Annotated in this window: 13 protein-coding genes; 2 read left to right on the top strand and 11 right to left on the bottom strand. The window is 38.1% G+C overall.

What is annotated here, in order from left to right; all coding sequences use genetic code 11:
- Positions 1–19: 19 nt before the first annotated feature.
- From PGP85_RS18190 to PGP85_RS18160, 7 genes are all read right to left on the bottom strand, one after another.
- Positions 20–1,306 (bottom strand): class II D-tagatose-bisphosphate aldolase non-catalytic subunit, encoded by a 1,287-nt coding sequence (locus tag PGP85_RS18190; RefSeq protein ID WP_270328755.1) that lies wholly within the window; start codon positions 1,304–1,306, stop codon positions 20–22.
- A 276-nt stretch (positions 1,307–1,582) separates the two neighbouring features.
- Entirely contained in the window at positions 1,583–2,677 is a 1,095-nt protein-coding gene (locus PGP85_RS18185; RefSeq protein WP_270328754.1) for a PTS fructose transporter subunit IIC, read from the bottom strand.
- A 15-nt stretch (positions 2,678–2,692) separates the two neighbouring features.
- Positions 2,693–3,007 carry a PTS fructose transporter subunit IIB gene (locus PGP85_RS18180; RefSeq protein ID WP_270328752.1) on the bottom strand — a complete coding sequence of 105 codons (315 nt, stop codon included), beginning with the start codon at positions 3,005–3,007 and terminating at the stop codon, positions 2,693–2,695.
- A gap of 17 nt (positions 3,008–3,024) precedes the next feature.
- Positions 3,025–3,534 (bottom strand): PTS sugar transporter subunit IIA, encoded by a 510-nt coding sequence (locus PGP85_RS18175; RefSeq protein ID WP_270328751.1) that lies wholly within the window; start codon positions 3,532–3,534, stop codon positions 3,025–3,027.
- Positions 3,500–5,419 (bottom strand): BglG family transcription antiterminator, encoded by a 1,920-nt coding sequence (locus PGP85_RS18170; RefSeq protein ID WP_270328750.1) that lies wholly within the window; start codon positions 5,417–5,419, stop codon positions 3,500–3,502. The genes PGP85_RS18175 and PGP85_RS18170 overlap by 35 nt, the downstream gene beginning before the upstream one ends.
- Positions 5,420–5,863: 444 nt before the next feature.
- The gene (locus PGP85_RS18165) at positions 5,864–6,100 is read right to left on the bottom strand and encodes a hypothetical protein (RefSeq protein ID WP_010739750.1); all 237 of its coding nucleotides are present in this window, start codon (positions 6,098–6,100) and stop codon (positions 5,864–5,866) included.
- 659 nt (positions 6,101–6,759) lie between these two features.
- Positions 6,760–8,184, bottom strand: coding sequence for a helix-turn-helix domain-containing protein (locus PGP85_RS18160; protein ID WP_270328749.1), 1,425 nt, complete (start codon positions 8,182–8,184; stop codon positions 6,760–6,762).
- A gap of 201 nt (positions 8,185–8,385) precedes the next feature.
- On the opposite strand from PGP85_RS18160, the gene PGP85_RS18155 reads away from it, so the two are divergent.
- Positions 8,386–9,024 (top strand): TetR/AcrR family transcriptional regulator, encoded by a 639-nt coding sequence (locus PGP85_RS18155; RefSeq protein ID WP_010739759.1) that lies wholly within the window; start codon positions 8,386–8,388, stop codon positions 9,022–9,024.
- 201 nt (positions 9,025–9,225) lie between these two features.
- On the opposite strand, the gene PGP85_RS18150 is transcribed toward PGP85_RS18155, so the two are convergent.
- From PGP85_RS18150 to PGP85_RS18140, 3 genes are all read right to left on the bottom strand, one after another.
- Positions 9,226–10,428, bottom strand: a complete 1,203-nt coding sequence (locus tag PGP85_RS18150) for a site-specific integrase (protein WP_071131627.1) — start codon at positions 10,426–10,428, stop codon at positions 9,226–9,228.
- Positions 10,429–10,487: 59 nt separating this feature from the next.
- Positions 10,488–10,691 (bottom strand): DUF3173 domain-containing protein, encoded by a 204-nt coding sequence (locus PGP85_RS18145; protein ID WP_048720931.1) that lies wholly within the window; start codon positions 10,689–10,691, stop codon positions 10,488–10,490.
- A 141-nt stretch (positions 10,692–10,832) separates the two neighbouring features.
- Positions 10,833–12,065, bottom strand: a complete 1,233-nt coding sequence (locus PGP85_RS18140; RefSeq protein WP_048720935.1) for a replication initiation factor domain-containing protein — start codon at positions 12,063–12,065, stop codon at positions 10,833–10,835.
- Positions 12,066–12,226: 161 nt separating this feature from the next.
- On the opposite strand from PGP85_RS18140, the gene PGP85_RS18135 reads away from it, so the two are divergent.
- On the top strand, positions 12,227–13,039 hold the full coding sequence (locus PGP85_RS18135; protein WP_137618178.1) for a helix-turn-helix domain-containing protein: 813 nt from the start codon (positions 12,227–12,229) through the stop codon (positions 13,037–13,039).
- Positions 13,040–13,312: 273 nt separating this feature from the next.
- Here PGP85_RS18135 and PGP85_RS18130 read toward each other — a convergent pair whose 3' ends face one another.
- Positions 13,313–13,549 carry a thioredoxin family protein gene (locus PGP85_RS18130; RefSeq protein WP_048720939.1) on the bottom strand — a complete coding sequence of 79 codons (237 nt, stop codon included), beginning with the start codon at positions 13,547–13,549 and terminating at the stop codon, positions 13,313–13,315.
- Positions 13,550–13,571 lie beyond the last annotated feature (22 nt).

Raw genomic sequence — 13,571 nt, 5'->3', positions numbered from 1 at the left:
GAAGCTCTCGGCTTTAATATTATGCCTTTACTGCATTCAGATTCTTGATCCGACTAGTCACGCCGTTCAAGTTGTAGCATTCTGCGTAGTCGCGAATCGGACGTTTAATATGATCCACTACATACCGTTGACCAGCAATATTATGAGCCTTCAGGTTTGTATACATTTTTTCGATTTCGGCTTTTACTTCCTCGTCATTGAAGGTATAGTGACCAGCAATATCCAATATTTCTGCTTGAAGTTCGGCATCGTTTTGCGCCATGATTTCTTCAACAGTCAGGTTCTTTTGTTCCCCAACCATCCATTTTCTCCAACGCTCGCTCTTGATCGCATGCTCTAATAAAACTTCGCGAGTATTTGATACATCAGTGACTAAACCATATTCCACTAATTTTGCTTCCACCGCCGCTAGGTTCAAATAAGCCCGTGTTTCTTCAGTGCCATATTGTGGAGCTACGTTTGTTGCAGTGATTTGCGACGGGATATGCTCCAACAAAGTTACATCATCCAGATAATCACCGTTGTGCTCCTTCAAACCAACTCCGTATTCTTTCGCCATTTGTGCCAAGTCATAAGCATTTTTAAAATTGAAGGTTCCAACTTGTTCTGTTTTACGTGTTAACGTTCCCGTTTGCCCAACGATAAAGGTCGGCATTGGCAACCCGCGTTTTTCTAATTCTTCTTTCAAACGTAGGATAAATGTTTCGTAGGTTTCGGTCGAAGTTAGTCCGCCGTTCGTTTCTTCTGTCCCGACTTCATAGCCGATTTCTGGTAAATTGCGAGCCTTCCGTTCTTGTTCGCAGAATTCGATCAAATCAACCGTCCGTTTTAATACGGTGTCCAAAGGAATCACTTTTCCAACCTCAAAGGGATCTTTTGTTGGATCGATCATTAGCAAATCAAAGCCCGCCTCAATATCTGCCACGTATGATTTTTTCCCTAACTCCATCGCTTTTTCCGTTGGTAAATGATCATTTCGCTCTTTATCGCGTTGCCAAGGTCCTCCATGATCACGACATAGATAATACAGATTGTCATAACCAATTTCTGCTGCCACTTCTTCGACTGCTTCAGCGAATGTGAATTGATTCCAGCCATTTACGTAACCGCCGCCTAATTCATCCGCATCGACTTGATTTCGACTCGCAATAAACATCACCGGATAATCATCATCTTTTGATAACTCAAGTGTCGCTTGCACACAGTTTTTCGACATTGGACCGATTCCCAACAATGTTGCACTTTCACCCGTTGCCTGCAGATCCAGCAACCCCTCTACGACTGTCTTGATAGGTAATTTTTCCATCTCGTTGACATCTCCATTTCCTGTAATTAAATTTAAGTCCTTTATCCTTATCACACCTAAAGTATAAGCTGGATAAAGCCGCATGAATATTACATTTATCTGCAACAAGTCAATGCATTAGTAGCGTCACTTGTTGCAAAAACGAAAGAAAGTTGTTGCAACAAAAAAGAAGCAACATCGTTTATCATTCGTTATTTATAAAGCAAAAAACGACAAAGAAGGATGAGTTCAACTCACCTTTCTTTTGTCGTTTTTCTTTCGATTAATGATCTAGTCTTACTTCGCTATTTCAATCTGTTCATTGGTCTCTTCTTTTTTTTCTTTGACTGTTTCATCGACCAAGCATGGTTTAGTGAAGTGTAAGATAGCCGCGGAAATAACCGCACCAACGATGATCGATAATGCATACCACAATTTGCCATTCACTACCGGCAAGATAATGAATCCGCCATGCGGAACTAATGCTTCCACTCCTGTAGCCATACCCATCGCACCGCCTACAGCACTCCCGATGATGATTGCTGGCAGCACGCGTTTAATATCCTTTGCCGCAAAGGGAATCGCCCCTTCGGTGATCCCTATCAGTGACATGAAGAAGGCAGAAATGCCCAAGTCTTTGTCTTCGGGTGTATATTTTTTCCGATCGACAAAGGTTGAGATCGCCATTGCCAATGGCGGGATCGCACAAGCAATTCGATGCGCACCATTTGGTCCATAAACACCTTCCGCCATCAAAGCCAGCGTAAAGGCCGTCGCGGTTTTGTTAATTGGTCCGCCCATATCGATAGCCGTCATCGCCCCTAAGATCAAGCCTAAAATAAGAGCACTGCCACCTTGCATTTGACCAAGTACCTGAACTAGCCAATCCATCGCCGCTCCGATTGGCACCGCAATAATATAGATATAAAACATGCCAAGAACAAAAGTCGTCACCACCGGAACGATCAGGATTGGCATAATTGTACGGATTGTCGATGGGACTTTCCAGGTTTTACACCAGCGGACAAAGTAGCCGGCCGCCACACCCATGATCATGGCACCAAGGAAGCCTGTCTTGATTTGCCCCTCGCCGATTGGATTATTTGCGACAAAGCCTAAAATCATCCCAGGAACCAGCCCCGGCTTTCCGGCTAATGAATTGGCGATATAACCTGACAACAGCGGAATCATCATCGCAAAACCGGCAGCACCCAAATCATTCAGGTTTTGCATGAAGGGACTCGTGATCTCCATCCCTGCATCCGTGGCTTTACCAGTAGCCAAAGCCACCGCTAAGAAAATCCCCCCAACAACAACGGACGGCAGCATAAATGATACCCCAGTATTAAAGGCTTTCTGCAAGTCTTTAAAGAACTTATTCTGTTTTTTCATTTTTATAGTCTCCCTTTACAGTTTCTCGGCTTCGTCAATATACTTGGCTGGATATTTAATGATATCGCCTGGATCGACCGACAAAGATTTTCCCGTATTGATTTTTTCTTCAAAACGCTCCCCATCTTCTACGTCGATCGCTACTGCCATGATCAATACATCCGCTTGATCGATATCCTCTTGCTCCAATTCATTTTCAATTCCCATGCTGCCTTGTGTTTCAACATGAACATCGTGTCCTCTTTTTTTACATTCTTTTTCGATGGCTTCTTGCGCCATATACGTATGCGCGATCCCAGTGGGACACGCGGTAACTGCTACTACTTTCATCTTGATTCGCTCCTTTTTCAGATTTCGATTGAACTTAATTGTTCATAAATTTTATTTTTGTCTGTTTCGCTTAAAAGTTTTGCTCTGAACTCGTCATCTAACAATTTCTTGCTTAATTGTGAAATGAACTTAAGATGCATCTTGCCCTCGCTGTTTTGCGGAACACCGATCAAAAAGATCAAACGAACCATTTCTTCCTTTTCTGGCGTCCATTGGAAGGCGTCGGTTACTCTGACAAACGCAATAAATGGATGCAAAACGGTTTCATTTTTGCCGTGGGGAATAGCGATATCGTAGCCGATCGCTGTCGGAATTTCGGCTTCGCGTTTCTTCACTGCTTCGTATAAACGATCTGAATCCTCCACATAGCCGACAAACTCGGCCGTTTCAACAATATGTTGAATCACGTCATCTTGATTATCTAACTTACTGTCTAATACGATCAAATCTGTCGTAATGACACCCTTGCCGCTTTCCTGAACTTTCTCCACTCTAATCACTCCCAAGTTTTCTGTACAACACGTCATTTGAAGCTGCTTCACGTAATTGTTTTAATTGCTCACTATTATCGATGACGTTATAAATATCCGATAAAATATTTCTCGTTTGAAACGTATCCTGCTTAGCGATACAAATCAAAAACACGAGATCGACATAGTAGGTGTTCCATTTGAATTTCTTTTTGTTTTTTATCACAACGATAATCGTTTGATTAACATAGGTAGAATTTCCATGAGGGACCGCCGTTCCAGTCGGCAGATCAGTCCCGCCTAATTCCTCTCGTTCTTGGACCGTTTGGATAAAGTCTTCTTTTATAAAGTTATTTTCGACCAATACCTCACCAACTTGGTTGATCAACTCTTCTCGCGAAGAAAAATCCGTGTTGACGAAAACATACTCCTTATCGACAAATTTCATTAAATGATGCATCCGAATTACTTTCAGCGCTTGATTTTCTACCGTTGGCAAAAACTCGGATATTTTAATGCGCTCGATATCTTCTTTCGTCAAAAATGGCGAGACCCGAATGACTTCCTTTTTTGCTAAATCTACTTTTACAGTGGAAATGATCAAGTCATATTCGTCGAGGTTTATCTGCTCTAACTCGGCCACTGAGGCGATCTCGAAGGTATCCAATGACGGCAAGATACTTTTGATCCGATTGATCAGTAATTCCGAGGTGGCGATGCCCATCTGACAAACGATCAAGATTTTTCGATTCATTCGTGCACGTTCAATTGCCGCTTGAAAATACATGGTCAAAAAGGCGATTTCATCCTCATTGAAACTAATCTCCAGCTCTTTTTCGTATTCGCTAAGCACGACCCAAATGACATTGAAGGTCAAGGAAAACTCATTTTTGATCTGTGTAGTAAAAGGATTTTCGGTCTTATTGTTTGTTTTTAATCGATAGATCATCGGCGGAATATGATTCTTTAGCTGTTCCTCCAGCTTTTGGTCGCTCGCAAAATTGATCGTCAATGCATCCGAAACCCTAGAAAGCAATCCTTCAACGATCACTTCGTCTATCTCATCCTCAGGCAAAGCTTCAAAACGATTGGATATTAGCTGCAAAGATAAGTACTGAACATCTTCATTCGAATAAGGAAACTCCAAACGTAAAGCCGCTTTGTGGAGCATACGAACCGCACTTTCTTCAAAGAAAATCATCGCTTCACTAGCATCCGCCTGCTTTATTTCTTCAATATGATGCCCCTTAGCAATTCGATAAACTAAGATGATAAAAATACTCAAAATGTTTTGGACATAATAGTCAGAAATGGCGTTCACATTCTCGCGAATATAGGTATACAAAATATTCGAGCAGACACTAATCAGACGCTCACCGTAATAGCTGTTCAGCAATTTGATCTTTTCAGCAAAATCTTCCTCTAAATAAATTTCAGAATTACTTAGTAAATAGCGATTAAATTGCAGCATCGCTTTTTGGACGTCTTCTTCCGTTCCTAATAACGATGTGCCGTGAACATCACTGCATAGCTTGATCGTTGATCCGACATTCAAGATTTTCATGATGAATTCGAAATCTTTTATAATCGAGCTTTTGCTTACCATAAAGTGATCGGATAGATGATTAAAACTAACGATCTTTTCCTCAAAAAGCAGCAAGTTCATAATTTCAATCCTGCGATTGAAGGTTGTATAGACGTCATTTTGCTCATCTTTTTCTGTCATCACACTAATTTCTTTGAATCGTTTCAACGCGATCCCAACACCACGTTTCTTTTCAAGGTATTCACCTGAGCTTTGGAGATATTCGTCAATACGCCCCAACTCACTATGTGTCGTTCGTTTAGAAACACCCAGTTTGCTTGCAAAATACTCCACAGTCTGAAAATCACTCTGCTGCAGCAACAACTCCAACAACTCTTTTTGTCTTTTTGTAAGCATAATGATACACACTTCCTTACTATCCGAAATAAAGGCCTTAATCTTTGATAGCGTTATCATGATCATGACTTTATTATAGATGGGGTTTTAAAAATTGGATATTACAATTCTCTGCAACAAGTCGCTACAACAATCGATGAACTTGTTGCAGAGAAATCCTTCTGAATGTTGCAATAAGATAGTCACCTATCTTTATTATAAATTCAAACTTGAGCTGAATGGAGGAATTGCTGAATTTTTGTCGTTAAAGCTTTAGTCTCGCTCCACGACAAAAAGATCACCGCAACACGCGGTGATCTTTTTCTGATCCTCACAAGGACTCATCTATCAGCAAATAGAGTAATGTCGCCAATACAAGGATGATTCTGAAATGAATATTAATCTTAAATATGAAAAAAACCAGCAGCAGCCCTAGACAGCAGCCAATGATGAAAAGCCTTTTTCTCATAGATAGACGCCGATATACCCGCCGCCGATGGCCTTGTAATAATCGATTCTTTGTTTTCCTCGATAGGTTTTGGGAGGAATCCCTTTAAACCATTGTTTTAATGTCACCGCTCGCTCCCTGACATCTCCTGTTAGAATATCAAGGTTCTCGCCATCTTTTTCTGCTCCTAGCGCAGTTATCGGTGTCGTTGCTAATACGCTCAATAACAAAACCGCTATCATTTTTTTCTTCATAGTCAATCACCCTCCTAATGCCTTAAATTATATAGGCAGTTCAGGGTCTTAATCAAAAAATGTCATGAACGCTCTTTAGAAGAATTGCGATAATGCCGCAGAATCTTTTTTTATTATTTAACAATTTTTTTCCTAATTTATTTTTTAAAAACTTCTTCAATTTTCTCCCTACCTTCATGATTCTATTTTTAAATAAGCAATTATAAGAAGGTTATCGTTATTTTCTCTCTGCATTTGTTATATTAGCAAAAACAAATAACTAAAGCATGCTCATCATTTACTATTAGCACCTATTAATTTGAACATAATAGTTAAAATTATCTACAACATCGTTTTTATTAGTTTAAATTTCATTTTTATCAACCCAAAATTAAAGTGTTTTTAATATGTGTTTATGATTTCGAGTACTAGAGTAAGGAAAATTATTTTCTATTTGCTTGAAAACCGCTCTTCAAATTAAGTGATATAAAAAAGGCGAATAACTCTTCGTCTTTTTTTGCCGCATTCATACTTAATATCCGACAACAAACAGGCAACCTGTTTGTTGATGCGTAAAAAAAAATCATGATACTACTAACTCCTTTTGAAACGCTTGGAACTAATCTTTCAGCGTTCCCTAGTGATTACTATCACAAAATGTTGGAGGTAAGATTATTGAATCATTGTAATGATATGGTAGTCATCGCCTTTGAAATAGTATCCAAATTTTGATCAGAAAAAGGATTCTCCAATAGCAAGAAATGCCGATCATCAAGTTCATGTTTCAAATTATCTGGCATTGTAAGATTACTTATTATAAGGTCAGCGTCATCAGGATCGTTTGAAAACTCCAATATGTATTGATTAACTAGTTTTGTTTCCAAAGTATACTCAAACATTCTATTTAGAATATACGTGTAATCAGTTAAACAAAAAACTTTGATCTTTGGCCTTATTTGCTCAGGCGGTAGAACCACCAAACAGATATAAAAACAGAAGTTCCGATAAAACTCATTGTTTAACTCAGGATAGCGTTTATTCAATTTCCTGAAAAAACCGTCGAATTTCTTACAGAAAAACTTATATTCCTTTTTAAAGATATTGAAATCATCATAGACAAAAAGAGGAACTAAGTTCGTTGATATCTTCAACATTCGCTCTGAGATTATGTTCCTTTTTAAAATTTTTCTTACAAAATCAAGATTCGCCGGAGAAACGGTCCCAAAAGTTTGATTAAAACATTTTATCCAATCTTCGATTAATTTATCCTCTATAGAAGATAAGGAAAAACTGTCTAAATAATCTAGGTCTTCAGGATCTTTCAAAATATGGCTAAAGTAGCTGAAACGCATAAAGGTGTAATCAGATTCCTGCCAATAAGAAAGAGCCATTGGCTTATTGCATATATAATTCCGTAAAAAAATATCGTTTTCTTCTGTTTGCTCAATGATGTGACCATTTTTAACCCGGAGATCCGTAGTGTAAAGAAAGAAACTCAATAATTCAGGCTCGTAAGAAAAAGCGGCATTTGTAGTCAAAAGAGAATCCGCTAAATCTAAATAAAAGTTTTTGCTAGAAATATCAGGAATATCGCTGAATTTTCGATGAATGATCCAAAGGAATATCGAGAAAAAATTTCTTAATTTTATTTCCTCCCCTTCGATAAAAAAATTATTTGCACAATAAATATGAAATCCAAACTTGGAGATATCTGAATTGATCGACCCGATTTTTCTTCGCAGTGTAGAATGGCTAGTCCCGTGAGAAAGACAAAACCAATACGTATCAACCTTATTTTGAACTAAAACAGCATATAGAATCTGATAGGACAAATCCGAAGAGAGAAGATAATTTTTCAGTTTTGTTAAAGTCACCCCCCGATTCTCTAAAAAGATCCCTTGATTATCAATTGACATTCTCAAATCATTGTCTGGATATATCGTTTCAATTTCTTCTTTTAGTATCTTGCAATAATTGAGAACGGTTGAAGAAGTTATCTCTCCGATAGATTTGCTTATCTCTTTTGAAGAGAGCGGTTTCGTTTGACAGCTAAGCAAATTCACAATCTCAAGTTGCTGAACCAAATCTTTATTGAGGTGTATCATATTCAAACCTCCTTATAATATTTGTTTGTTAATAATTCTTATCGCCGTCATTATATCACAGGCAGGCTGCCTGTATGTGATTTTTTTTCATCAATTTCGATTTCCCGCAAGCCTTGTAATAAATTTGAAGGGCACCTATAATTAGATAATGATATTCTTAGATAAGTAATAACTAAGATTTAGAAAGTAGATGATTTTTTTATGAGGAAGGATTCAAGAGAAACCCGAGAATTGATCTTAAATAGCGCTTTGGAGCTATTTCTTGAAAAAAGTTATAGTCATACATCGACTAACGATATAAGAAAAAAGGCTGGAAATTTATCTAGAGGGGGATTGTATTATTTTTTCCCAAAAAAGGAGGACATCCTTGAAGCTTTACCCGAATTCTTATTCAAAGACAGTCTTCCAATGGACTATATTCTTGATGACGAAAAGCTGAATACCATCGAGAAAATTAGAAAACTATTATATGAAGAACATAAAGCCATCAAAAATAGCTCGAGAGGTCTATTATTTTATAAATTAATGTCTAGCCCAGAATTCTTAATGCTCTTTGTAAATAATTTATCCGTTAATACCGTTCCAACATATTATCAATTAATACTAAAGGGAAATGCTGATGGATCAATGAAAGTAAAATCGCCACTTTATACAGCTGAGGTGCTCCCATTGCTGCTAAATGTTTGGTTTAATCCAACTTTTTTTAATCAGAGTTCAGATGATGTAGATGAACGAATCGTATATCTTGAAAACCTTTTGATTGATATGGGCATTCCGCTCCTTGATGATCGCCTGAAAGATGTCCTGAAGCAGACCTGGCTATTGGCAAAATCAGAATAATTCAAACAAAAAAAGAGATAAGTTCACTATCAACTTATCTCTTCCTTTGCTTCTATCAGAAAACGGACCGTAAAACACTGATCCCCCTTCCAGATATTTTATTGAGCTAAATTATTTCCGATACATCTTCAACAGGAGCAACTCAACCAAAAGCACTGGTACAAAAGCATTTGTCTGTCTTCTGGTAGCGCAGTGGAAAACTCAGACTGGTAATAAATTGTCATTTTTTGAAAGAATAGCGCCCTCTTGAACATTATCAATCGCATTTACCACTTGTTGATCTGACTTCGCATATAAGTGACCGTAAGTTCCTAAAGTGATTTGGATATTCGCATGGCCCAATCGTTCTTGAATCGAGAGCGGTTGAATGTTCTGCTCAATCAGAAATGCAACATGAGAATGTCGTAGCGCGTGAAGCTTAATCGGTTTGACGCCCGCTTTTTTAGCAGCTTCTTTTAACCAGTTTGCAAAAGAATAAGGTGGCGTAAAGGTTCCGTCCAACTGAGCAACATATTCAAAATTTCCAATACGTTTTTGCAAGTCATACCACTGTCTGAGCTTTAATGAAAGTTTCTTTCCCATCCCAATTGTTCGATAAGCGCATTTAGTTTTTGGAGTCGAAAAGTGCCAATCATTTTTTGTATTATAAATTAGTGTCTTCTCAATCGTTATCGTGTTTTTCTCGAAATCTACATTTGACCAAGACAAAGCTTCAAGTTCTCCAATCCGAATGCCAGTATAAAAGAGCATTTCATACACAATCTTCCGATGGTGGGTTTGAATCTTATCGTCCTTCAATTCATTCATCACTTTTAGAAACTCACTGTGTTCCCAAAACTCAACTTTCTTATTCTCAGAGGGAAGCGAAGAAACATCTTCAACGGGATTTTTAGCAATCACCCCCTCTTTAACAGCCCGATCCAATACAATCTTTAAGTGTCCCCGAATCCGATTGATATAAGACTTTGATAACGTTTCGCCATTGACTTTTTTCCGTGAATTACGTGACTCTGTCTGGCTTAGTTCAAATAGCCAATCCTCAATATCGTGACTTGTAATATCTCGAACACGAAAATGATAGAAAAACTGCATTCGCTTTTCGAATATAAATTGCGCATTCTCATATGTTTGACTTTTCACCTGTCTCTCATACCATTTTACAAACCTATCCTTGTAAAACTCTTCGAAAGTCATTTGATTGGTAGAACACAGTTGATTAGGAACTGTCTTGTTAAAATCATGTGTTTCCATGTACTTGTCATAAGCAATTTTGGCATCTTTTTGTGAAGCATAGCTTCGTTTAGTCTTCTGAACCTTTCTTCCATTTTCATCTATACCTAGATATGCTCGAAAGAACCATTTTTTTGTTTTTTTGTCTTGATAAATATTTTTAATTTTTGGCATCGTACCATTCCTCTCTATACTCGAGAAAAGCTACTTTAATTGTACCGCGCTTGTACTGTTTATTCCGCAACTTGAACGTGGAAAAGATGTTCAATCACTCGAGATGGCACCACACCAACTTGGCGATTGTTATAAAAATCTATACCTTCAACCCTTGCAAGATACGTTTTGCTCTCTTTAATCATTCGTGCAGCTTGACTAGGTTTAAAGCCCATCTCTATCAAAATTGCACGATTTACCATGAAATCACATTTTGTTTCCATTCTCTCACCCCCTGATACTTTACTCCTTTTAAATTAATCCTCTTTATAATCAATTGTTTCTCATTCAATGGTTGTGTTATACTCGTCTTGTCGAGGCGGAGTACGTTGCACAACTTGTTGTGTAAGCAGTACTTTGCTTTTTTAGTAGCTTGTTTTCTCATTTGATATACTTTGTAGTTTTCGTTCATAATACTCAACCTCCTCCTGATAATATTCTGGGTCTGCCTTCATATTTTGGAGAAGTTTAATCTGTCTTGGATTCATTTCTCCTTGTTCAATAATCAAAGACAACAAGGAAGAATGAAACGTTTGATCCACTTGTGCTATAAAAGCTAGCGATGGCGAAACACCATGAATTAACCAATTCATACTTTTCTCAAAGCTTTGAGGAATTGTCTCTAAAGAAATAGTGATTGCGCCACGATTGTCAATAAAGGCTGCCCATTTGGCATCGACTTTTGCATCTGGATCATTTGGATCACGGTCATAAAAACAAATTGCTCCATTAAGTAACTCAAAGAACAGTTTGGTTAAATCATGGGATCTTGAAATAATCTTTGCCAAGCTTTGTGCTTTCTCTTTTCGATACCGTAGTTCAAAGCGATTTTTCACTTCTGCCTCTTCAAGTGGTATTCCTCTTCGCTTTCGTTGTTCATAATCCTTCTGATAAAAACAAAAGCGACATTGACTCTTCTTTGAGCCTAAATACAAGGTCTCGCCATTTGATTCATTATTTGTGATATCCGTCCCGCCATGAGATTCACTCACTTGAAACGTGGTCCATACATGGCCTAGTGTTACTTTACGCTTTAGTTCTGGAATGCTGAGACTCCCCACAAAATCATCTAAAGTAAAATCAATCCGTGTAAAGTTTCCCTGATAATCTAATACCTTACGGAAGAACTCTTGCCAGTTTGATTTTGCGGTTTTCAAACGCATGGCAAGATGTTTACAGCCTTGACCTGAAAACTCCATTACGGTTCCTTTTACCGTATCGTCAATGGAATACCGAATCGTGATTACTTGATTCCAAACATATTGCCCAATATAGCCCTTTGGTGCATAATCCAATTCCTCAAAGCGTTCAATAGGCATGCCAATAATCTCTTCAATCAACTTTAAATGTTGATTCGAGAAAAAGTGAATGGTTAGATAATCAATCAAAACACGATTAACTGGAACAACCTCTTCTTGCAAACTATCCAGTATAAGAGTCAATTTTTCTGCACTTAATTGTCTCGTTCCTTTTTCTACTTTCGATAATAACGATCTCGAAATCCCCACTTTTTCTGCTAAATATCGCTGGGTCCACCCCCTTTCTTCTCGAGAAACTCGAATGGCTTCACCGAGATCATGTTGATTAACTTGGTTCATAGACAAACCTCCTTCTGCTATTTACTTGTCAAAGAACCGATAGACTTATTTTAAGTACAAATCAATTGTACGCTTGTATTTATTTTAAGTCAATAGATTTTGACTTTTTTTAAGTACACAAGTATACTGAATTTAAGAACTCATCATGAGGAGGAGTTTTCATGGAGATAGACAAGCAAGCAGTTGGCAATCGAATTCGGCAGATTCGCCAAGAGTTAAAGTTGAGTATGGAGAAATTTGGCAAACTAATTGGTGATTTACCGCGAAGTACAGTCAATAACTGGGAACGTGGGATTAACCTTCCAAAAACCGAAACCCTTCACCAAATTGCAGAAATAGGCCATGTCACCAACGAATATCTTTTGTATGGTGAGCAAGAAAACCAATACATTTTAGAAATGCTTCAAAAGAAGGCAGGTAAGCTTGATCCTAAGATTGAAGGACTGATAGTAGACGAACTGAAACAAGCAGATTTTGTCAGTGAAAAAGAAATGGATCGAATGGTTGAATTTTTTATTACAAACCTCATTCCACCAACTGAACAAGATCAGTTTACTTTCCAATGTATCGACGAGAAAAAGCGGCTTTACCTTGGTTCAACTAATTTTGGTAAAGAAGCGCAGCTCTATTTACACCATGACAATCAAAATCATATTCTGCACATGATGCCCTTTACCTTCTCCAACTTTAGTGTGGATCGCTTACTCGTCTATTTAGCAAATCAAGAATCCTATTCCTATTTTGGGAAACATTTGCCAAAGAAACTAGTAGAAAAGGCCATTCTTCTATACTCAATCAATCAATCAACCGGCGATGTGCGAATTGCTCCGTTGGTCTATTCAAAAGAAACCGCTTCTTATCAGTACACAGAGGACAATCAATACCTACTAGAACAGCAATATCTCTATCTACCATTCGTGATGGAAGTCGAGAAAGAACGTCTGTTAAACGCAGCGTATCCATCATCAAAATAAAGTGACAAGCTCTATAAGCATGTGACAAAGAAAACACTGCTAGGACACTCCCAAACGGGTAGTTGTCCCAGTTTCCTGTTCTTTGTTAGCCCCCTGTTAGAACCGGGGGCTTTATTCATGCAGTCCGGCTGCGCCTCCCTGCAATAGACAAAACTCCAGATCGGGTAATTCGCTTGTGGCGAAACCCGACCTGGAGTTTGTCTTTACAGTATTATTTTATGCTTCTTTCGAATATCTCCAAGCATTCAGTGATTTATCTATCTTTGATCTCTTTTAAGCCTCTTGCAATAACTCCTTGATTTCCTTTGGTTTTGCAACTCGGCCACTAACAACTAATTTATCATCAATAATCAGTCCTGGCGTCTTCATCACACCAGCTTTCACGATTTCAGCCATATCTTCGACTTTTGTAATTGTCGGCGTAATGCCTAACTCCGACACTGCTGTTTCTACATTTTCTTTTAACTTTTGACAGTTTTTACAACCTGGACCTACAATTTTGATTTCCATAATTATCTAATCCCCCTTAACT

The organism is Enterococcus malodoratus (genome assembly GCF_027659535.1).
Lineage (GTDB): Bacteria > Bacillota > Bacilli > Lactobacillales > Enterococcaceae > Enterococcus_A > Enterococcus_A malodoratus.
Note: the sequence above shows the minus strand (reverse complement) of the source record. Positions and strands in the feature narration are given on the sequence as shown.

Coding starts and splice junctions, on each gene's coding strand:
- PGP85_RS18190 (WP_270328755.1), bottom strand. CDS start 1,306: ATGGAAAAATTACCTATCAAGACAGTCGTAGAGGGGTTGCTGGATCTG.
- PGP85_RS18185 (WP_270328754.1), bottom strand. CDS start 2,677: ATGAAAAAACAGAATAAGTTCTTTAAAGACTTGCAGAAAGCCTTTAAT.
- PGP85_RS18180 (WP_270328752.1), bottom strand. CDS start 3,007: ATGAAAGTAGTAGCAGTTACCGCGTGTCCCACTGGGATCGCGCATACG.
- PGP85_RS18175 (WP_270328751.1), bottom strand. CDS start 3,534: ATGACGTGTTGTACAGAAAACTTGGGAGTGATTAGAGTGGAGAAAGTT.
- PGP85_RS18170 (WP_270328750.1), bottom strand. CDS start 5,419: ATGCTTACAAAAAGACAAAAAGAGTTGTTGGAGTTGTTGCTGCAGCAG.
- PGP85_RS18165 (WP_010739750.1), bottom strand. CDS start 6,100: ATGAAGAAAAAAATGATAGCGGTTTTGTTATTGAGCGTATTAGCAACG.
- PGP85_RS18160 (WP_270328749.1), bottom strand. CDS start 8,184: ATGATACACCTCAATAAAGATTTGGTTCAGCAACTTGAGATTGTGAAT.
- PGP85_RS18155 (WP_010739759.1), top strand. CDS start 8,386: ATGAGGAAGGATTCAAGAGAAACCCGAGAATTGATCTTAAATAGCGCT.
- PGP85_RS18150 (WP_071131627.1), bottom strand. CDS start 10,428: ATGCCAAAAATTAAAAATATTTATCAAGACAAAAAAACAAAAAAATGG.
- PGP85_RS18145 (WP_048720931.1), bottom strand. CDS start 10,691: ATGGAAACAAAATGTGATTTCATGGTAAATCGTGCAATTTTGATAGAG.
- PGP85_RS18140 (WP_048720935.1), bottom strand. CDS start 12,065: ATGAACCAAGTTAATCAACATGATCTCGGTGAAGCCATTCGAGTTTCT.
- PGP85_RS18135 (WP_137618178.1), top strand. CDS start 12,227: ATGGAGATAGACAAGCAAGCAGTTGGCAATCGAATTCGGCAGATTCGC.
- PGP85_RS18130 (WP_048720939.1), bottom strand. CDS start 13,549: ATGGAAATCAAAATTGTAGGTCCAGGTTGTAAAAACTGTCAAAAGTTA.